Here is a 19,121-nt window from a genome sequence, read left to right as displayed (position 1 = left end):
AGTCTCGTTTAATAGGCTATTTTCAGGCTTTGGCTCACCTTCCATGACATAGTATACACCTTAACCAACCTTCTGCAAAGGATAAAAAAAGCAATTGTCCAATTTTTTCATTTGATTTTGTAAACGCTGCCAACTACCGGCGTTTTCAATCATAATTAAAAGAAAAAAGAGTACAAATCCAGCTCTAAAATTATAGTAATATAATTTATACATTTGATTCCACCTGATCAGCCTGCCACACGCCAAAAATAGCAATGGATCTTAACAGTGCATAAGATTTTTTTGAACACATTACCATGAACAAGGCAGCAATTTTCCTCGTCCTGGGCGGTGATCCTCACTTATCACCCCTTACCTGATGAAGTCCTGCACCTTACGCTTTAAACAGCCTGATTGTAAAAATATCCTAGAATAAATAAAAGGAACTCCAGAGTAAATGGAGTTTCCTTTTGAATAAGGCTTGATTTAACCGCCTATAGGGCTTGCATACAGCCATTAAATAATACACAGTAACCCTTGCCCGTTCTTTTAGAATATCGCAAGAATTATTCCGGGTAGCGGAAGACAAATTCTCAACAGCAAATCTGCATTTGTCCTAAATTCAGCAGCGGTACTCAAAGAGTCATTTTTTAAAATACTCCGTCATAACGGAAATTGCATTACCTGAAATAATGCAAGTCCCATACTCCTGGAGCCTATAAAGTGTCAGCGTAGAAACTGAGCCATATTCAGCTGCCAGGGAGATGGCCAAATTGAATAAACCTTCTCCGACATCTTCTATCCACATATAGTAATGGCCTTCAAGGCTAAACAGCGAGCTTTTGGCTATTCCATTGAACTTAAGTGAATGCGACAATTGTATGACATCCTCAAAATCTTCGAATCTGTATAAAATGTGAGGATGCTCCCCTACCTTAACCTGAAGGTCCAAAAACTCATCTTCTTCTGACAAAAGCTCTTCTTCGTCCTTTGTGACGATAATAACCAGCCCCTGAGCCTGGAGGGTGAAGATCTCAATCGCAATGGATCCTGTCATTTTAAAACTTAATTCATCACATGCTTCTTCTACCATATCCTGAAAAAGCTTGTGGACCTTCAGCGAATTCCCTTTTATATCTTCTTTCGTTATGCCTCTGTCGATAAGATCATCTAAGGTTAAAAATATTTTTATTTTATTGTTGGTCAATCGCTCAAGCTTCATAAAAAAATGCCCCCTGGATACCATCTTCATATATCATATGAAGGCGGCTACCCGGGGTGCATACATCCTAAGAGGTTTGAATAGACGCATCCAGCCAGTTTTCCCATTCAGTGCGGGAATTTCCGACAAGACAATCTTTGTACTTTTTTAAAACAGCAGGTGAAGAGGCATCAACAGCCGCACCGCCAATTCCCACAGCAAGATCAGGAAACTGCTTTTTCAGTCCGCCGATCAGCTCGAGTGCCGGGTTTAGGCAATCTATCATGGTGCAGGAAAAAAACAGCCCTTTAGGTTTGATGATATCAAGGACAACAAAAAGATCTTTTTCTGCAATGCTAGGCCCTAAGTAGACCGTTTGATATCCTTTTCTTTTTAAAAACAATGAAAAAATAAGCAAGCCAAATTCATGCCATTCTCCCGGAGCACAGACTGTAACCACTTTAGGCAGCATGCTGTTGACCGGCAGGGTGTGCATGATAAAGCTGATCCTGCTTCTTAATACAGATGATGCGAAATGCTCGTGGGCGGATGTAATTTCCCCTTTTTCCCACATATCCCCTATCTGGACCAGAAGCGAGCCTAAAATGTTCACGACAGCCTGTTCAATTGTATACATACCAAAAGCCTGGTTGATAATGCCATGTGCCTTTGTTTCATCAAAACTTAAAAGAGCCTGAAGAAGCTCGTCTCCCAGGTTCTTTTCCTGAGGGCCCTCGTCGGGATGATCATCACTTTCCTCTTTGGTGTCATCCCTGTCCAAAAGAGCAATAGCCTGGGAAATGGTAAATCCCTGATTTACTTTGGCAATCAGCCATTTCAGAGTTTTCACATGCTGATCTGTATATAGACGATGTCCTGATTCATTCCTTACAGGAGCAATTACTTTGTATCTCCGTTCCCAGGCACGCAAGGTACCCGGCATGATGTCAAGCATTTTAGAAACTGCTTTAATATTGTATTTTCCTTCCTGCATCCTTCATATGTCCTCCATCCAGAACGTTCTATTGAAAAAAGTATAGAACATTATATAAGCGATGTAAAATTCCAATATGCTGCACGCTACATTTGCGGCTCATTTCTTCTTGCTGAGGTCTTCTCACCCTTTTGGATCGTGATGATATGCGTTTCCGGTTTGGCCCCAAGCCTGAGAGGAACCGTACTTGTCCCGTACCCATTGCTTGTTAGATATACACAATCTCCTTCAGTGTAAATGCTGCCGATTTCATAGGGGCCATAACCGAATACCCTGATCTGCCCCCCATGCGTATGCCCGGATAATACCAAGCTGATATTATGTTCGTCTTCAATTTGTTTTTTCACGATAGGATTATGTGAGACCAATATCCGGAAAGTCCCTTTTTCGGCATCCGAAAGCGCTAAATCAAGCCGGTCCCGTTCTTCGCTGATATCATCAATGCCAATCAGCGAAATCTTCTCTCCCTGTTCTGATTGAAAAGATACCGCTGTATTATCAAGAATCCTGACTCCATGATCCAGAAGCATGGCATCAAGTGAATGATAGTCACCTTCATAATCATTGTTGCCCCATACGAAATAGAGTGGCCCCGCTTCTTTAAGCTTAATGATATTGTCTTCTGCCTGTTTTAAGGCAACGCCGCCTTCTCTAATATCTCCCCCAAGTATCACCATGTCGGCTTTTCCCTTGACCTCCCTGATCAGCTTATCCGTAACCCTTCTTCTATGTATATCAGAAATAAAAAAGACCGTAACCTTCCCAAAGGATTCAGGAAATTGAGGGAATGTAAGATCTTCCGACAATACACGGTCCAAAAAAGCATTTCTGTACATAATCACTATCATCACAGCAGAAAAAGCTGCAATAACTGCAAGGCATATTAATAAAATCATTGCAAAAGCAAACCTTCCCTCTAATAAGATCTGATTTCAAAACAGCATTATTCGATACATTGATTATTGACATTCCTATATATTCCTACACTATCTATAAATGACGGCCAGCGCAAGCTTTGTATGGCTGCCTGCGCCTCAGACTGCACGAAATCCTCTCTATGAAAAAAAATCCCCTCATTAAAGAGAGAATATCCATGTATTTATTTACTTTCATGATATAGGTTTATATCATAGTTGCTTTTCATCATTTCAAATACCTTATGGCGGTTTTTCCACTCCTGTTCCTTTTTCCAGAGATCCTTGCTTTTATCAATAATTTCACAGCGCAAGCCATGATATTCTTTTTCAGCTTTATCCATTTTCTTTTTTACCATAAGCATATACCCATACATGCCTATTGAAGCTGATAAAAATACAAAGTGTGAAAAGCGGTCAACAAACATTGAAAACATAGTAAAAAAAGAAGAAGAATATGGTACAACAATATAATAATACACATACCCAAACAATAGGACAGCCATAATCATAGAGGTCCAAATGCTGAAAATATGCTTGTTTTTTAAGCGTTCGTATTTTCTTTTTTTCTCGATTACTTTCTGAAGCATTTGCCTTGTTGCCTGATCTGTATTTTCATCAAGCATTATAATCGCAGATTCCATGACGGTCTGCCTCCTTATAACAATCTCTCAGGAAAACTATATGCGCTTGTACCAAATATATTCACAAAAGAAAGGCACAGTGCTGGCAGGCCTGCTTACAGGATGATTTTTCGACTGTTTTCGTTGACTTTGTTGTTTATTAAAAGGGATTTTTGATTTCACTGCGAAATAACATTAAAGGCAAGGTATGAATAAGGAGTGATAAAGTGGTTAGTAAGTTGCTGCCAATACGGTTAGACGAAATTATCGGCCTGTCTTCAAATTCAAGAACCATATTAGTTATATCGCGGTCGTGGTTTATCATTACCTTTTCGCGATATCTAGTTTCTCTATTAATATGTTGAATGAAATGATGCAACATCTGGAATTTCCTCTATTTTCTCGTCTTAAAGGCTCCTGTGAACAACAAAGAGACCAAAGATTTCTCTTTGCTCTCAAAATCTATCTCTTAAATTACTAAGTATCTTGAACTATTTGTTACCAGACGGTAAAGCAGCCCTTTTTTAAAAACTTGTCGGGGTCAGTGGCCGTTTGATAGAAAATATGTCCCCGATTTTTGCATCCGTTTATATTGATACCTGAGGGCTCCACAATGTCTCCGTTACTGCAGTCCCGACTTCCTGAGTAGAAGATTGACCGCCCATATCAGGTGTCAATACTTTCCCTTCTGTCATCACCTTTTCAATAGCCAGAAGAACTTCTCTCCCCCAACCCTCATGGCCAAAGAAATCCAGGATTTGGCTGGCAGACCAGATTGATGCCAAAGGGTTTGCTATTCCTTTTCCCGCAATATCCGGAGCTGAACCATGGATTGGCTCAAACATTGAAGGATATTGGCGCTCAGGATTAATATTGGCTCCTGCAGCCAGGCCCAGCCCTCCCGCAATGGCCGCTCCTAAATCGGTAATGATATCACCAAATAAATTGGAGGTTACTACGATTTCAAAGCGCCATGGCTGTTTTATAAAAAACATCGCGGCAGCATCAACCAGGTAGGAATATGTTTTTACGTCCGGATATTCCTTCCCAACCTCCTCAAAAACCTGATCCCAAAATACCATAGAATAATTAAGCGCATTGCCTTTACTGATACTGGTAAGTGATTTTCCTTGTTTGCGTGCTTCTTCATATGCATAGCGGATAATCCTTTCGACACCATGCCTTGAGAAGATACCGGTCTGCAATACTACTTCATGCGGCTTGCCTTTATAGAGCCAATCCCCCGCACCCGCATATTCACCCTCGCTGTTTTCGCGGATAACCAGCATATCTACCTGGTCCAGGGTTACATCCTTAAGCGGGCAAGGCGCTCCCTCGAGCAATCGGATCGGACGAAGATTTACATACTGGTCGAAACCTTTACGGATTTTGAGCAAAAGATCCCAGAGTGAGATATGATCCGGAACCCCCGGGTAGCCCACAGCGCCAAGATAAATGGCATCAAAAGCTTTCAACTGTTCAAGTCCGTCATCGTCCATCATTTTTCCATGCTTTGCATAATATTCACAGCCCCATGGGAAATGCGAGAATTCAAATTCAAAACTGCCATCCAGTTCGGCTGCTTTTTCCAGCACTTTAATACCTTCTGTTAAAACTTCCGGACCGATGCCGTCTCCCGCTATTACCGCTATTTTATAGATTTTTTTCATAAAATTTCTCCTCAACGGTGCATAATTTTACATTCATATTTCATTAAATCATGGCAAAAAGGATGGCTATTATCCCGCCATCCTTTTATTTTATCTTAATATTTACCGGATAGCAGCGCTCCCGCATTTGGAACTTCTGCTTTTAAATTTAAGCCTTTAAGAATATTATATACTGTGGAAGTTGCTGCAGATAGCACTGGAAGCCCAAGCTTGTCCTGAACCTTTTGAATTGCAGGAAGAGAAGGCATCTGTACACACGCGGAAAGTACAACCGCATCTGCGCCTTCAACATTTAACCTTTCGGCATGTTGAATCAAGTTCATTGGGTCCAATCTTCCCACTTCAAGATTATCTGCAACTTCAAGGCTGATGGAATCAATCACTTCAATTCCAGCCGTATTGAGATACTCAATCACCATATTGGTTAATGGTTTCATATAAGGGGTAATAATTGAAACTTTTTTTGCACCGATTGTCTCAATTCCTTCAATAAGAGCGCCGGCACTGCTGACAATTGGAGTGGCTGCCCCATTATCGGCTGTTGCTTTTCCTAATCTTTCCTCTGAAATTTGGTGGTATCCGGGACCCTGGCACATAATGGCAATCAGGCATGCATAGGCAAGCACGTCACAGCGCGCATCAGATAATTCTACCGCACAGCGGTCGCTCTCCACATCCATCTTTTTTAACTCTTCAGGATTTACGTGCATCATCCGCATCCGTGATGAATGGAAAGTAAACGTTTCCTCAGGGAATAACTGTAGCCTTGAGTTAAGCATTGCAGGTATTTCAGTTTCCATTGTAGTATTTGAACTTGGTACAATTAATCCTACTCGATAATTTTTAGTCATTGTTGTTCCTCCTAAAAGATGTATTTAAATTTGGCATTCCTGTACCTTGTGTAAATGTCCGGTTAAATTTCGGCTCGTTAGTGGCCTGACGATTTCAACGCAAGCCAGAAGCCGCTGAAGATCAATTCCTGTATCAACACCCATTTCATGCAGCATAAAAACAATATCCTCTGTAGCTGCATTGCCTGCTGCACCCGGTGCAAACGGACATCCGCCCAAGCCCCCAATGGAAGCATCGAAACGGGTTATACCCACTTCTAGAGCAGCAGCCACATTTGCCAGTGCAAACCCATACGTATCATGGAAATGGGCAGAAATAGCCGCATTTGTTTTTAAAGATAAAGCTTTCTCAAATAATTCGGAAACCTGGTAAGGATTGGCTCTGCCAATAGTATCACACAACACGATTTCATCCGCTCCAAGCTCCTCGGCCTGCTTCACCATCTCTAATACTAAGTTCGGATTTACCTCCCCCTTATACGGGCACCAAAAGGAGGTGGCAATATTGTATCGGATGAAAATATCCTTTTCTTTTGATTTTCTAATTACAGCTCTTAAATTTTCGACAGATTGATCTTTCGTCATTTTTACATTTTTCAGATTAAAACTGTCGCTTGCACCTACAACAAGAGATAGAGCATTTATACCACTTTCAACTGCACGGTCATATCCCTTTTCATTGGGAATCAGCGCCATATATTGGATAGAAAGATTACGCTCGATTCCTTCCAGTACTTCCTTTGCATCCTTCATTTGAGGTACATATTTTGGATGCACAAAAGAAGTTGCTTCCATCCTTTTAATTCCTGTCTTATTTAAAGCATTGATTAATTCAATTTTCTTTTCAGTTGGAATAAAATTGGCTTCATTCTGTATTCCATCCCTTGGCCCAACTTCAATGATCTCTACTTTTTCTGGAAGTTTCATGTAGGAACCCTCCTTTTTCTCCAGATTAGGAAATTCCCAGTTTCTTAGCTAAATAGGGTTCAAGGCCACCGAGCTTCACCATTTCTATTAAATGCTCAGGCAGCTTGGTGCCTTTGTATTCGGCTTGTTTTGTATGATTGATGACTTTTCCAGCCAAAAGGTCAATTTCAATCTCATCGCCTTCTTCAATTAAAGAAGTATCGGACATTTCTACCACGGGAAGTCCCACATTGATGGAATTACGGTAGAAAATCCTGGCGAAGGAATTCGCAACGATTGCACCAATTTTATGATGCTTTAACACCATTTGTGCTGTTTCCCGGCTGGAGCCGGATCCAAAATTATTGCCGGCTACTAGAATATCGCCCGGCTGGATTTTTTCATGAAAAGCTGGGTCTATTGCTTCCATTGCATGCTCGGCCTGTTTATCAACAGGGAGGCTCATATATTGGCCCGGTGATATGATATCTGTATTAATATTGTCCCCGTATTTCCAAACTCGTCCGCGGATTTGTAAAGACATTACCTTACCCCCTCTAATAAATACCTTCTAGGGTCTGTTATTTTTCCTTCAAGCGCTGTTGCAGCGACAGTTGCCGGTGAACCAAGATACACTTCGCCTTTAGGGCTGCCCATTCTGCCTCTGAAATTCCGGTTGGATGACGACATAACGACTTCACCAGCTCCGATAACACCGCTCGTAAAACCTCCGCATGCCCCGCATGATGGCATGTTTACGATACAGCCAGCTTCAGTCAATATTTCCAGCAATCCCTCTTTATTTGCCTGCATCCAGATATGCTGGGAAGCCGGAACAACGAGGCACCGAATACCTTTGGCGATTTTATTTCCTTTTAAAATTTGCGCCGCAATCCTTAAGTCACTGATTCTTCCGTTTGTACAGGAACCAAGATAAACCTGGTCCACCTTTGCACCTTCTACCGAACTTACCGGATGAACATTGTCAACCTCATGCGGGCAGGCAACCTGGGGTTCCAGTTCAGAAGCATTATAGTAAAGGGTACGGACGTATTCCGCGTCTTCATCGCTTGCAAACAATTCGATATCATCGTTTACGCCCTTCGATCTTAAATATTCAATTACTTTTTCATCCGGCTGAATCAAGCCTGTTTTCGCTCCCGCTTCTACTGCCATATTGGACAGTACGAGGCGCTCATCTATAGAAAGGCTTTGAATGGCAGAACCTGAAAATTCAAGTGCCTGGTAGGTAGCGCCGGCATGACCAAGGTCTTTAATGGTCTTTAAAACCATATCCTTTGCAAACACGCCTTCCGGAAGCTCGCCATCCCATACAATTTTTATTGTTTCAGGAACCTTTAACCACGTTTCCCCGGTAAGGAGGACACCAATCATTTCTGTCGAGCCTATGCCGGTTGCAAAAGCTCCAAGCCCTCCTGCCATACAGGTATGGGAATCCGTTCCTAGAATCAGCCTTCCCGGACGAACATGTCCGTGTTCGGCGATAACCTGGTGGCATGGCCCCTCAAATTCATAGTAAAAAGAAAGGCCCTGCTCACGCGCCCAGTCACGGGTGAATTTTAAAATATCTGCCTGCTGTACTGTAGCCGGCGGTGTACAGTGATCAGAAACGACAACGACCTTATCTTTATTATGGAGTTTTCCGCCGAGGCGTTTAAATCCGCCATCAACGAGCCAGGGTCCCAATAAATCATGCATAAGTGCGATATCTACCTTTGCCCAAATGATATCCCCTGCCTTTACACTGGGCTGCCCGGAGGCTTTTGCCAGTATTTTTTCAGACATGGTCATTCCCATTCAAAACAACCCCTTCTTATATAATTCCATTTTCCTTCAAACCTTGTATTTGCTCTTTTGTCAGGCCAAGGTTCTCTTCTAGGACATTTTCAGTATGCTGCCCAAGCTTCGGCCCTGCCCATTCAATACCGCCCGGTGTAGCACTCATTTTTGGTACAACACCCGGCATCTTCAGCGTTCCAAGCCCTTCCACGGCAACTTCCTGGATCATTTGCCTTGCCCGGTAATGAGGATCATTTACAATATCCTCCACAGAATAAATGGAGCCCGCCGGAACTTTTGCATTGTCCAAATGCTCCATTACCTCAATAAATGGCATACTTTTTGTCCAATCACCAATCAATCCATCCAGGTATTCGGCGTGTTCTGAACGTTTCGCATTATTTTCAAAGCGCGGATCCTCCGCAATCTCCTCCCGGCCTATTGCATTCATTAATCTTTTAAAAATGGCGTCACCGTTTGCCCCAATGACAACATACTTGCCGTCTGCACAAGCATATGTGTTGGAGGGAGTAATGCCAGGCAAGGTGCTGCCTGTTCTTTCACGAATGACTCCTGCTCGGTCATACTCAGGAAGTGTGCTTTCCATCAGACTAAATACTGATTCGTAAAGTGCTACGTCAATTACTTGCCCTTCACCGGTTCCATTTACATCCCTGTGATAAACGGCCATTAACGCACCTATTACGGAATATAAGGCAGATAGTGAGTCACCAATACTTATGCCGACACGTGTTGGCGGACGATCCGGGTAACCGGTGATATATCGAAGGCCGCCCATTGCCTCTCCAATTGAACCAAAACCCGGTTTATCCCGATAAGGGCCATCCTGTCCGTAGCCCGAAACCCGAATCATGATTAATCGTGGATTGATTTTCTTTAATTCTTCATAGCACAAGCCCCATTTTTCCATTGTTCCCGGGCGGAAATTTTCTATTAAAATATCAATTTCTTTTACTAGCCCCCTTATGAGGTCTTGTCCATCCTGCTGGCGAAGATCTATGGTTACTGATTTTTTATTTCTTGATTGCACATACCACCAAAGACTTGTGCCATTCTCAACTACACGCCATGTGCGTATTGGATCACCTGTAGTTGGCGATTCAACCTTAATAACCTCTGCGCCAAACTCTGCCAATAAACGAGAAGCAAACGGCCCCGCAATCAATTGGCCCATTTCCAACACCCTTAACCCTTCGAGTGCTTTTCTTCCCATCTCAATCATCTCCCGAATTCTATAGTTGTAATGAAAAACGAATAAAACTTCTCTTCCGTTATTTTCAAAAGGGAAGAGAAGTATTGAATCTAGTGTAAATAAAGTTAGTTGCCGCTTGTCAGTTCGACACCTTTTGTTTCAGGGATAGCTAAAACAAGGAAGGCAGCAATAAAGTATGAAACAGCAGCCAGAGTGATAACCACCGGATACGTGAATCCTGCTGCAAGAAGCATGGGAACAACTATAATTCCTCCAATGGCACCTACACGGCCAAAGTTGAAGCAAAAGCCTGCAGCAGTGGCACGGATGCTTGTTGGAAATAATTCTGAATACCATGCGCCAAAACCGCTGAAATAACCGGTAAAGAAACCGAGAAGGGCAGAAATAATGCCCAGAACCATTACGTTGTGACCACTTAGCAGCAGCCTTCCATCAGTAAGCGGCATATGGCTTGAAACATAGGTGAAAACAGGGACCATGATAGTCATTCCAATAAAGAAGACCATAAAAGAAAATCTCCGGCCAATTTTATCAGCCATGTAACCGTATACAATATATCCCAACATGGCACCAACGCCTGTCCAAATCAGGAATACAGGAGCCTGGTCGATACGGATTCCAAGTACCTTTTGAAGGTATGTTGGAACGAAAGTAAAGATAATCCAGTAACCAATCATGCCAAGAATGGAAACAGCCAATGCTAGAATTGTAATTTTAATGTGTTCACGTTTGAAAATGGCCCCAATTCCGGCTTTTTTGGAATTCTTCTTTATGTAATCACGGTTGGCAAGCCAAACTGGTGATTCTTTTACAAACAATAATATATACAATACTGTTGCGAAAGCAGGAATACTGGCGATCATAAAAAGGTTTCTCCATGATTCAGGTTCCGCAGGATTTAAGATAGACCACGCAAAGATAGCAGCTAAAAGGTTGCCACCCGCCCAGCCTGTCTGCATTAAAGCAATGGCTTTCGCGCGTTTTTGGGGAGCCCATACTTCAGAAATAAGAGCAGCGGCAGCTGACCAAAGCCCGCCTACAGCAACCCCGACAACAAAGCGGCAGATATTCAGTTGAACAACACTCTCCGCAACACCGCAAAGCAGCGTGCCTATACCGTAAGCCAGGACAGAAATCACCAATGTTTTCTTTCTGCCGATACGGTCAGAAATGTTGCCCAACAAGTATCCGCCAATACCAGTTGCTAAAAGGAACCATGCAACCGTTGAAACAACTGCACTGATTTCCACCTTGAACGATACAGAAATTGCGAGAATGACAAACCCAAAAATACCTGCATCAAGAGCATCGAAAAGCCAGCCTAGCCAGGAACCAATTAACGTGTTATAAGCACCTTTTTGCGAGACGGCTGGTTGTGGAATTGATTCAGCTTTTAAAGGCATCCCCATTTTGTTACCCCCTGTTTTTGTATAATGATATGAGTGCCTGTAAATCATTTTCTATATGATCGTGCATTGTTACTTCTGCTTTTACATCATCTTTTTCCCCTAATGCTTTAACAATCTGTTCATGTTCTTTTAAAAAGCTTTCATCCCTTACGTTTCCCTTAAAGCTGCAATTTCGCAGATAGGTAACTTTATCTCTAATCATGCTGGTCAAGGAAACTAATTGACGGTTCCCTGAAGCCTCAAGGACAGTTTCATGAAAACATATATTCAGCTGCACAACCTGATCCATGTCCCCTCTATACCAGGCACTATTTGTTTCTAGAAGTATTCCGTTAAGTCTCTCAAACTGTTTATCTGTAATATTTAGTGCAGCAAGCTTCGCTGCAAGCGATTCTAACCTTTGCCTGCATTGATAAATATCAATCATATCCTGTAACGTTGGTTCAAACACATACAGAGCATTGCCGTTTTGTATAACTAATCCATCCTGGATTAACATTCTCAATGCTTCCCGTACCGGTGCCCTGCTGATTCTGTATTCTTCTGCCAACCTTACTTCTATTAGTCTTTCTCCAGGTTGAAAGTATCCTTCTAATAATTTCTTTTTTATTAATTGATAGACCTGAGAATGTAATGGCTCACTCTTCACTACGGTTTTCAATAAATCACTCCTTTCAAGGATAAATGGGAAGCGCTTTCAAATTACTTAATTGTATGATAATAGATTTTTTGTCGACAGTCAACGGTTGACGTTTAAAAATATAATATTTTCTGAATATTACTATCTTAAAACATATCTCCGTGCCCGAAACGAAACAATTAATTACGGCTGCACTTCGCACTTAAGTGCTACTAGGCATAAAAAGACTAGATTTACTGAACGAACTTATGCGTTATTTGATTATCGCGATCAATTTGAGAGTCAGATTTTCAGTCGTCTACGATTTCGCTGAGTCAAAATACTCGAATGAAAATTTAATTAGCCCAGCTTTGCGTGGTTCGACTATCAAGACAAAAAAAAAAACCGGCCATTTAGCCGATTCCTTATTTCATCTATTCATTTTAGTGACATACGCACTCCTAAGTGCTGATCTATTTTTCAGGAGAATGTGATTAAGTCTCTTCCATCTCATTTGAAACTTTGCAACATCTTTAGTTTGCTTATAGAACCAATGACCTTACTATTCCTGCATCGCTTACTACTGAAACTTATCCCAGTTTTCCTCCATGGTTCATCCAATAAAAGCAAAGTAGGCTGCACAACTAATGCACGAGCGATCGCTGCCCGCTGCCGTTGTCTGCCCCTTTGAAGCTCCCCATTATATCAACTCTTTATTATTGTTTAATCGGAATTTTCAGCACCTGGCCCGCTGCTAAATCGTAGCTAGACAAGTGATTCCACTTCATTATAAGCGGTATGCCGTCCTTTGAATGGTAATATGTCATTGAAATATGGTACATGGTTTCCTGCGGTTTTACGGTGTGCAGCAGGATTTTATAGTGGCTGGCAGAAGCAGCCGGGGCACTATTTGCTTTTCCGCTGTATGCAGGAGCCGCCTTTTTCTGCGACTTTGCTGTTTCAGCTTTCTTGGGCGCAGCTGAGGATGTTTCAGCTTTCTTCTTTGGTGCCGGCAAAGCAGGCACTGCTTTCTTCTCAGGTGCTGCGGAAGCTGTCTTTGCATTCCTCTCAAGTGCCGGAGAAGCTGTTCTCTGCGGCGAGCTTTGGGTTTCCGTTTTTACAGGGGCAGCAGATTTCTTTTCCGTTTCCGCTGATGCATCTTTCTCAATTTCCCCAGCCGTGCTTACAGGTTCATCGACAATTTCCACATGCTCAACATTGGATGGCTCAGAATGAGAAAGTATCTTTAAGGGACTTTTAAGATGTGCATTCAAAAAGTAAATGGTAATCGGCAAAAGAATAAAAAATAAGGCCAGCAGCTTAAGCAAAGGAAATTTGATTTTCAATTTGGTTTTCTTTTTTTTATTTCGATGTATTTCACTTCTGCTTGGCAGAGACGGATTTGTTTTCAGCCTCTCTGCTTTCGTTCTCAGCTCATGGGCTTGATCTTGCTGTGAAGTTCTTTCCGTGTCCATAAACATCCTCTTTCTTCAGGCTTTTCCCTGCTTATTTTTCAGTATAATTCCCAGGATGAAATCAATAATAAAATGGGCAGTGATGGTTACCATTAAATTTCCTGTTATGCTATAAATCCAGCCGATAAAAAAGCTAAGGCCTGCAATGTTCACCAGCAGATACCATTTAAATAAATACCGGTAATGAACGAGCGCAAATATAACGCTTGTCCAAACTAGCCCAATATTTGTCTGGATTACCCCGCGAAACAGCACTTCTTCGCAAAAAGCGACAATCAGGGCAGCAGCAGGCACCAGCGGATAGCTGAGGCTTTTAAAAATCCTTTCGTTGACGCCTCCATCATCCTGCCAGGAAGCAGGGATGGTTTTCATCATGATTATATCAAAAGCCACAACAGCAGCCCCTGCCGGCAGTCCAATCACCGCAATATTGATGTCTCTTATCCTGAACAAGGCAGTAAATGAGGCAATATCCGGGAATAAAAATAGACCTAAAAGCAGGGCTGCCGCCAATAATATCAGCTGCGTAATAAATAAGTTATAGATAAGCTGTTTATCCGAGAGCTGTTTGATCAATTCCGCTTGTTTATTTTTCATCGTGAACATCTTTCAGAAGCAAAAAGCGGGCTAATTCTTCTTTCCAGCTGAAGTTAAAGCTGTTCCCGTAAATACTTTGATCTGGCATGCTTTTAAAAAAGTCCTCTGCCCTCAATCCGCAATGGTCACAGCAATCCTTTTCCTTCTTGCCTGCCGGCTCCTCTTCAAAATATTGCATAATTCCTGTACGCCTGCACAAGGAACTGTGCAGCCATCCGAAAAAGCGATGAAACTTTTTCATATTGTATTGCGTTCTGTCCGCTGCATACTCTTCCATATCTCTTTGTATATCCCCTATACTTCTCAATCGGTTATTTTGGATAAAATGTTTAATGAAACCCCACTGAGTTTCATTCAGGGAGTATGCCATCATCAGCCTTTCCTCTTCCTGCAGCATCACATCAGGATTTCCGCCATTATTTTTTATATAGGAAAAAACAGCCTCCATTTGGGCAGGAAGAGGAAATTGCTGCTCCAAAAGACGAATAGGCAGGCCTTCATCACCGTCGGAATATAAGAGGACAGCCAGGCTTTCTAAACCGTCCCGTCCTGCCCTGCCGATTTCCTGGACATATGACTCCATGCTGGCAGGGGTGTGAAAATGGATGACAAATCTGACATTTTCCTTGTTGACACCCATGCCAAACGCGGATGTTGAACAGATGATATTCAGCTGGCCGTTTAAAAATTGCTGCTGAATCAGAATCCGATTTTCCTGCTCCATTCCCCCATGATAGCAGCCGACCCCTTTTATCCCCATTTCCAATAATTTTTGCGCTGAGGATTCCGCGGCCTTTTTACTCGAAAAGTATATAATGCCCGGTCCCTGTAAGGATTGGACCAGTTCGATTAAGCGGTTTAATTTATCATCAAATGAATGATGTTTTTCCACAATAAGTGAGATATTGGCACGGTCCACGGAGGAGATGACTTCGCGGCACGAGCTAAGCCCCAGCTTATCTTTGATATCGCTCCTCACTTCCCTTGTTGCGGTAGCTGTAAGTGCTAACGTAAGCGGATTGGATAACGTCTCTCTTATCACGCCCAGTTCGAGGTATTCCGGCCTGAAATCATAGCCCCATTGAGAAATGCAGTGAGCTTCATCAATGACAAACAATCCGATCTCGAGACGCATCAAAGCTGCCTTGACATGTTCAAGTACGAGCATTTCCGGTGACATAAATATGAAACGGAAATTGTGCAGGTTTGCAATTGCCTTTCTTTTTTCAGCAGGAGATAAAAAGGAATTCAGGGTCAAAACACTCTTTTCCCCACCTGCTTTAAGCTGTTCCGCCTGATCCTGCATCAAAGACAGAAGCGGCGAAACAATAATTGCCGGCTTATTCAGCAGATATACCGGAAGCTGGTAGCATAACGATTTACCTGACCCTGTCGGCAGCATGCCAATCGTATCTTCTCCATCCAGCAGAGAAGAAATGATTTCCTCCTGGCCGGGACGGAATTCCTTAAAACCAAAATAATTATTTAATGCTGCATGTAGATTCATAAGTTATCCCCTGCTTTAGCGAGCACAAGACGAATTTTAAAAAAGCTGATGCTTTCATTTTTTACCAGCATTTTAATGGATTTTAACTGTTTAGTTTTACTTTCGCCAGCCGCCCGTAAAATGAGCATTTTTTCTTTCTCCGATACATAGTCATGTATCGGAAATTCTTTGTCTGCCAGTGCGATTTCGACAATATGGTCTTCTATGGTATTTGACTTAAGTTTCCTTATTCCCGCTATGTCCTGCAGGGAATAGCCTTTTGCGAGAAGTTCCAATGTGGCTTTGGACGATTGTGTCAAGGAACCATTATTGCTGTTCCCCTTATTTTTCAGCAAGGATGCAAGCAAAGGGTAATCCCCCTTTCCCATAGATATTTGCTCCATCATAAAATGGATGGTACCAAGAAACACAAACTTAATATGCCATTCATCATCTGCAAGCTCTGCAGCAATCTGATTATATGTATAGCCGATGCGGTGGCTTCCGGACAATTTCAGTACAAAGATTTTCTGTTCCAGTGCTTCCCTTGTTTCTAAAAGACTGACCAGTTCCGAATAAAGATGTTCTGACAAAAGAACGCGGTTTTTTCCTGCGCCAGACAGAAACTGTTTCACAAAGCTTTGTATGCCAAGATTCCGCTGAATCGGATAAAAGGATTTTTGAGAGCGAATAATATGCGAAAGGGATTGGATAACCAATGAAAGCCGTCCCCAAAAAGCAAAAGCTTCGCTATGGAATTTCAATCCATTAAGCGCCGCCGGCAATGGCTGTTTGTCCAGATACTCTGTGAGCAGTTCCTCTCCCTGCCGGCTGATGATAAAATGATCTTCCCTTGTTCCGGGATCAATAAGCCCATTATTCTCAAGGCCTGCCGCTGTTTTCATCAATTCTTCCCTGGAAAGGGAAGGAACGGTCCCAAACAAGGGAGACAGGCGGAAGAAGTGTGCATCCTGAATGGTCTGTGACGATTTTTTTCCTTTTAGCATATGATAAATTCCATGAACAGAGCGTTCACCTTTAAACATTTTAATACTATATAAAATAACAGCCTCTAAATAGTGGCGAATCAATGTCCATCACAACCCTATAGTAAAGTTAGTTCCATTGTATCAAATTGCAGGAATACCGTGGATAATTTATTACCGGCCGCCGCACCGAACAGCTCAAATGGAAGATAAGATCTTCGCCATATCTTGGACCCAGCAAGCGTTCAGCTGAAGGGTTTACGTTCATATCGCACACTAAAAAAATACAGGAACCCTCTTTACAGCTCGCTGTATCAGAGATTTTTATTGAAAAGTTTGTATTTCAGTTTTACAATAGTAAAGAGTTAGAGCTTCCAACCTCTTGGGAGCGATAGCGCTGAACCTACCGGGAGGGATATTAATGGCAAAATATACAATCGTTGATAAAGAAACATGTATCGCATGCGGCGCTTGCGGTGCTGCTGCGCCAGACATTTATGATTATGATGACGAAGGAATCGCATTTGTTACGCTAGATGACAATGAAGGCATCGTCGAGATTCCAGATGTTCTCCTTGATGATATGATGGATGCATTTGAAGGGTGCCCGACAGATTCAATCAAAGTTGCCGATGAACCATTTGACGGCGACGCAATGAAATTCGAATAACAAAAAAAGCCATCTCAAAATGAGGATGGCTTTTTTTGTTATTCTTCCCCAAAGGGCGGGTGCCGTTTATTCCATATACATTCATGTTAAAAGGTCTATTTATCGCTCAAGCAGCAAAGTTTACGAAAACAGCCTTTCTTAAATATATTTAATTTCTAATTTTCGCCTATTTTAACTTCCCGTTTTGACAGTAAGTTAACTATTATTAAAAATATTACTGATAGTAAAAGCGGGCTAAATAATATCCATGGAGCAGTTAATATATCGTTTATGCTCTGTCCAATCATACCAGCCCATTCTCCGGATTGGGATAAGTATTTTTCATCTCTTTCGGGATCTGCTGCAATATTCCCTGGCTTTATTCCCCCAATGAAATATTTAAATACCCCCAAATGAATTAATAGTAATAAATTAGCTGAAATTTGCTGTAAAAATAAACTAATTAAGCGATTTTTCATAACTGGCACTATATGTTTCGTTAAGATACGCCAATTAGAAGCACCTAAATGCATGGAGGCCTCTATGTATGAACTTTTTACTATTTCTTTCATTTCATTTGAAACAGTATTTATTAATATAGGAAATCCCACAAAAATTATGATCAAAAGCTGAATTATAATCATTTTGGTATAGCCCATTTGAGCCTTCAAGAATATAAGGTCTTGAGAAAGAATAATTACTAAAACAAAAGCCGGAATATACTGAAAGGGCATTAAAAAAAGCTGTATTTTATTGCTGACCTTCTTAAGTGGAAATACTAAAAGATAAGCACATGTAATGCTAATTATGATTCTGGCAAGAGATACTATGGTAATAAAAAAAATAGTATATTTTGCACCATCGAGTACTCTTAAAACTAAATCATTTCCGCCTCTATCAGTTCCTAACGGATGATGAATGGATGGAGGAAATGGAGCAAATTCAGTATCACCATTTTCTGTTATATGTATTCTATCAGCCTTAATATGTTCCTTAACTATTACACTATAAAATAAACTAATGATACATATCGTTATTAATATAACTAAAAGTGTTAGCAGTGGCTTTTTTTTAATAAAATTCAACATAACAAATCACACTCCCGTTTTTATAACGGTTGATTTTATTAATAAAAATATTATTCCATATGGGATTAAAATTAGAATGATGCCTATAGCAAGTACATCTTCAGACATAAAACGGTACATTAAAAGGGTAAATCCTTTCATTTGAAATAAATATTCAATAATTATCAAGCTAGACAGCATAACCCAATAAATTACTGTCAAATATTGCAATAAAGAATAACATAAATTTCTAAATACGTGTTTAAAGAAAATTTGACTTCTAGAGACACCTGTCGCTACTGCAAATTCAACATACATCTTTTCATATTCCTCTTCAGTAATGGCAATTAGTAATCTTATCAACATAAACAGCGGTATAATCATTAAACAAAAAATAGGAATGACATAAATATTAGAACTAAATCCATATAATTGAAAAATTTTTATACCAGTATGTTTATAAATATAGATTATTAAGTATTGAATAGAAATAATAATAAATATATCAGGTAATATTTCGGTGATTGTAATAATTTTCATTACAATCCTTTTAGCTTTCCTTGGCAGATAAATATAGATAAATGTAACTAAAACGGCGATGATCATTGATAAAATTAGTGATATCAATAAAATGGTCATAGAATATGTATAGGCTTTAGGT

The 19,121-nt window shown here is 41.1% G+C and carries 19 protein-coding genes and 1 pseudogene; 1 reads left to right on the top strand and 19 read right to left on the bottom strand.

Features of this window, described 5'->3' with window-relative positions; genetic code table 11:
- Positions 1–622 precede the first annotated feature (622 nt).
- The 17 genes and pseudogenes from BIV59_RS09070 to BIV59_RS08995 form a co-directional block, all read right to left on the bottom strand.
- Entirely contained in the window at positions 623–1,201 is a 579-nt protein-coding gene (locus BIV59_RS09070) for an adaptor protein MecA (protein ID WP_071351159.1), read from the bottom strand.
- Between the two features lie 67 nt (positions 1,202–1,268).
- Positions 1,269–2,174 (bottom strand): MerR family transcriptional regulator, encoded by a 906-nt coding sequence (locus tag BIV59_RS09065; protein ID WP_071351158.1) that lies wholly within the window; start codon positions 2,172–2,174, stop codon positions 1,269–1,271.
- Between the two features lie 86 nt (positions 2,175–2,260).
- Positions 2,261–3,070 (bottom strand): metallophosphoesterase, encoded by an 810-nt coding sequence (locus BIV59_RS09060; protein ID WP_071351157.1) that lies wholly within the window; start codon positions 3,068–3,070, stop codon positions 2,261–2,263.
- Between the two features lie 203 nt (positions 3,071–3,273).
- The gene (locus BIV59_RS09055; RefSeq protein ID WP_071351156.1) at positions 3,274–3,732 is read right to left on the bottom strand and encodes a YpbF family protein; all 459 of its coding nucleotides are present in this window, start codon (positions 3,730–3,732) and stop codon (positions 3,274–3,276) included.
- Between the two features lie 566 nt (positions 3,733–4,298).
- Positions 4,299–5,381 (bottom strand): tartrate dehydrogenase, encoded by a 1,083-nt coding sequence (locus tag BIV59_RS09050; protein WP_071351155.1) that lies wholly within the window; start codon positions 5,379–5,381, stop codon positions 4,299–4,301.
- Between the two features lie 95 nt (positions 5,382–5,476).
- Positions 5,477–6,232 (bottom strand): maleate cis-trans isomerase family protein, encoded by a 756-nt coding sequence (locus BIV59_RS09045; protein WP_071351154.1) that lies wholly within the window; start codon positions 6,230–6,232, stop codon positions 5,477–5,479.
- A gap of 24 nt (positions 6,233–6,256) precedes the next feature.
- Positions 6,257–7,159 (bottom strand): hydroxymethylglutaryl-CoA lyase, encoded by a 903-nt coding sequence (locus tag BIV59_RS09040; RefSeq protein WP_071351153.1) that lies wholly within the window; start codon positions 7,157–7,159, stop codon positions 6,257–6,259.
- A gap of 25 nt (positions 7,160–7,184) precedes the next feature.
- Positions 7,185–7,682: a LeuD/DmdB family oxidoreductase small subunit gene (locus BIV59_RS09035; protein ID WP_071351152.1), complete on the bottom strand. Its 498-nt coding sequence runs from the start codon at positions 7,680–7,682 to the stop codon at positions 7,185–7,187.
- Entirely contained in the window at positions 7,682–8,956 is a 1,275-nt protein-coding gene (locus BIV59_RS09030; protein WP_071351151.1) for a 3-isopropylmalate dehydratase large subunit, read from the bottom strand. Before BIV59_RS09030 ends, BIV59_RS09035 begins: the two co-directional genes overlap by 1 nt.
- A gap of 16 nt (positions 8,957–8,972) precedes the next feature.
- Positions 8,973–10,172: a CaiB/BaiF CoA transferase family protein gene (locus BIV59_RS09025; RefSeq protein WP_205684386.1), complete on the bottom strand. Its 1,200-nt coding sequence runs from the start codon at positions 10,170–10,172 to the stop codon at positions 8,973–8,975.
- Positions 10,173–10,276: 104 nt separating this feature from the next.
- Positions 10,277–11,581, bottom strand: a complete 1,305-nt coding sequence (locus tag BIV59_RS09020) for an MFS transporter (protein WP_205684385.1) — start codon at positions 11,579–11,581, stop codon at positions 10,277–10,279.
- Positions 11,582–11,585: 4 nt separating this feature from the next.
- Positions 11,586–12,242: a GntR family transcriptional regulator gene (locus BIV59_RS09015; RefSeq protein WP_071351149.1), complete on the bottom strand. Its 657-nt coding sequence runs from the start codon at positions 12,240–12,242 to the stop codon at positions 11,586–11,588.
- A gap of 567 nt (positions 12,243–12,809) precedes the next feature.
- A pseudogene (locus tag BIV59_RS23920) lies at positions 12,810–12,884 on the bottom strand (ATP-binding cassette domain-containing protein); the annotation flags it as partial.
- A gap of 32 nt (positions 12,885–12,916) precedes the next feature.
- Positions 12,917–13,675, bottom strand: coding sequence for a LysM peptidoglycan-binding domain-containing protein (locus BIV59_RS09010; RefSeq protein ID WP_071351148.1), 759 nt, complete (start codon positions 13,673–13,675; stop codon positions 12,917–12,919).
- Positions 13,676–13,690: 15 nt separating this feature from the next.
- Complete coding sequence (locus BIV59_RS09005; protein WP_071351147.1) at positions 13,691–14,272, bottom strand: CPBP family intramembrane glutamic endopeptidase; 582 nt, start codon at positions 14,270–14,272, stop codon at positions 13,691–13,693.
- A complete protein-coding gene (locus BIV59_RS09000; RefSeq protein ID WP_071351146.1) occupies positions 14,262–15,779 on the bottom strand; it encodes a RecQ family ATP-dependent DNA helicase in 1,518 nt (505 codons plus the stop codon). Before BIV59_RS09000 ends, BIV59_RS09005 begins: the two co-directional genes overlap by 11 nt.
- On the bottom strand, positions 15,776–16,849 hold the full coding sequence (locus BIV59_RS08995) for a YpbB family protein (RefSeq protein WP_071351145.1): 1,074 nt from the start codon (positions 16,847–16,849) through the stop codon (positions 15,776–15,778). The genes BIV59_RS09000 and BIV59_RS08995 overlap by 4 nt, the downstream gene beginning before the upstream one ends.
- A 316-nt stretch (positions 16,850–17,165) precedes the next feature.
- Between BIV59_RS08995 and BIV59_RS08990 the strand changes: the two genes are divergently transcribed.
- Positions 17,166–17,414, top strand: coding sequence for a ferredoxin (locus BIV59_RS08990; RefSeq protein ID WP_071351144.1), 249 nt, complete (start codon positions 17,166–17,168; stop codon positions 17,412–17,414).
- A 155-nt stretch (positions 17,415–17,569) separates the two neighbouring features.
- Here BIV59_RS08990 and BIV59_RS08985 read toward each other — a convergent pair whose 3' ends face one another.
- Positions 17,570–18,481 carry an ABC transporter permease subunit gene (locus BIV59_RS08985; protein ID WP_071351143.1) on the bottom strand — a complete coding sequence of 304 codons (912 nt, stop codon included), beginning with the start codon at positions 18,479–18,481 and terminating at the stop codon, positions 17,570–17,572.
- Between the two features lie 6 nt (positions 18,482–18,487).
- A partial coding sequence (locus BIV59_RS08980; RefSeq protein WP_071351142.1) for an ABC transporter permease subunit occupies positions 18,488–19,121 on the bottom strand: 634 nt, incomplete at its 5' end.

The organism is Bacillus sp. MUM 13 (assembly GCF_001866725.1).
In the GTDB taxonomy this organism is placed as follows: domain Bacteria; phylum Bacillota; class Bacilli; order Bacillales; family DSM-1321; genus Peribacillus.
This window is presented reverse-complemented; position numbering and strand designations above follow the sequence as displayed.

Bases quoted from the DNA above. Each gene is read 5' to 3' on its own strand.
- BIV59_RS09070 (WP_071351159.1), bottom strand. From the start codon at position 1,201: ATGAAGCTTGAGCGATTGACCAACAATAAAATAAAAATATTTTTAACC.
- BIV59_RS09065 (WP_071351158.1), bottom strand. From the start codon at position 2,174: ATGCAGGAAGGAAAATACAATATTAAAGCAGTTTCTAAAATGCTTGAC.
- BIV59_RS09060 (WP_071351157.1), bottom strand. From the start codon at position 3,070: ATGATTTTATTAATATGCCTTGCAGTTATTGCAGCTTTTTCTGCTGTG.
- BIV59_RS09055 (WP_071351156.1), bottom strand. From the start codon at position 3,732: ATGGAATCTGCGATTATAATGCTTGATGAAAATACAGATCAGGCAACA.
- BIV59_RS09050 (WP_071351155.1), bottom strand. From the start codon at position 5,381: ATGAAAAAAATCTATAAAATAGCGGTAATAGCGGGAGACGGCATCGGT.
- BIV59_RS09045 (WP_071351154.1), bottom strand. From the start codon at position 6,232: ATGACTAAAAATTATCGAGTAGGATTAATTGTACCAAGTTCAAATACT.
- BIV59_RS09040 (WP_071351153.1), bottom strand. From the start codon at position 7,159: ATGAAACTTCCAGAAAAAGTAGAGATCATTGAAGTTGGGCCAAGGGAT.
- BIV59_RS09035 (WP_071351152.1), bottom strand. From the start codon at position 7,682: ATGTCTTTACAAATCCGCGGACGAGTTTGGAAATACGGGGACAATATT.
- BIV59_RS09030 (WP_071351151.1), bottom strand. From the start codon at position 8,956: ATGGGAATGACCATGTCTGAAAAAATACTGGCAAAAGCCTCCGGGCAG.
- BIV59_RS09025 (WP_205684386.1), bottom strand. From the start codon at position 10,172: ATGGGAAGAAAAGCACTCGAAGGGTTAAGGGTGTTGGAAATGGGCCAA.
- BIV59_RS09020 (WP_205684385.1), bottom strand. From the start codon at position 11,581: ATGGGGATGCCTTTAAAAGCTGAATCAATTCCACAACCAGCCGTCTCG.
- BIV59_RS09010 (WP_071351148.1), bottom strand. From the start codon at position 13,675: ATGGACACGGAAAGAACTTCACAGCAAGATCAAGCCCATGAGCTGAGA.
- BIV59_RS09005 (WP_071351147.1), bottom strand. From the start codon at position 14,272: ATGAAAAATAAACAAGCGGAATTGATCAAACAGCTCTCGGATAAACAG.
- BIV59_RS09000 (WP_071351146.1), bottom strand. From the start codon at position 15,779: ATGAATCTACATGCAGCATTAAATAATTATTTTGGTTTTAAGGAATTC.
- BIV59_RS08990 (WP_071351144.1), top strand. From the start codon at position 17,166: ATGGCAAAATATACAATCGTTGATAAAGAAACATGTATCGCATGCGGC.
- BIV59_RS08985 (WP_071351143.1), bottom strand. From the start codon at position 18,481: ATGTTGAATTTTATTAAAAAAAAGCCACTGCTAACACTTTTAGTTATA.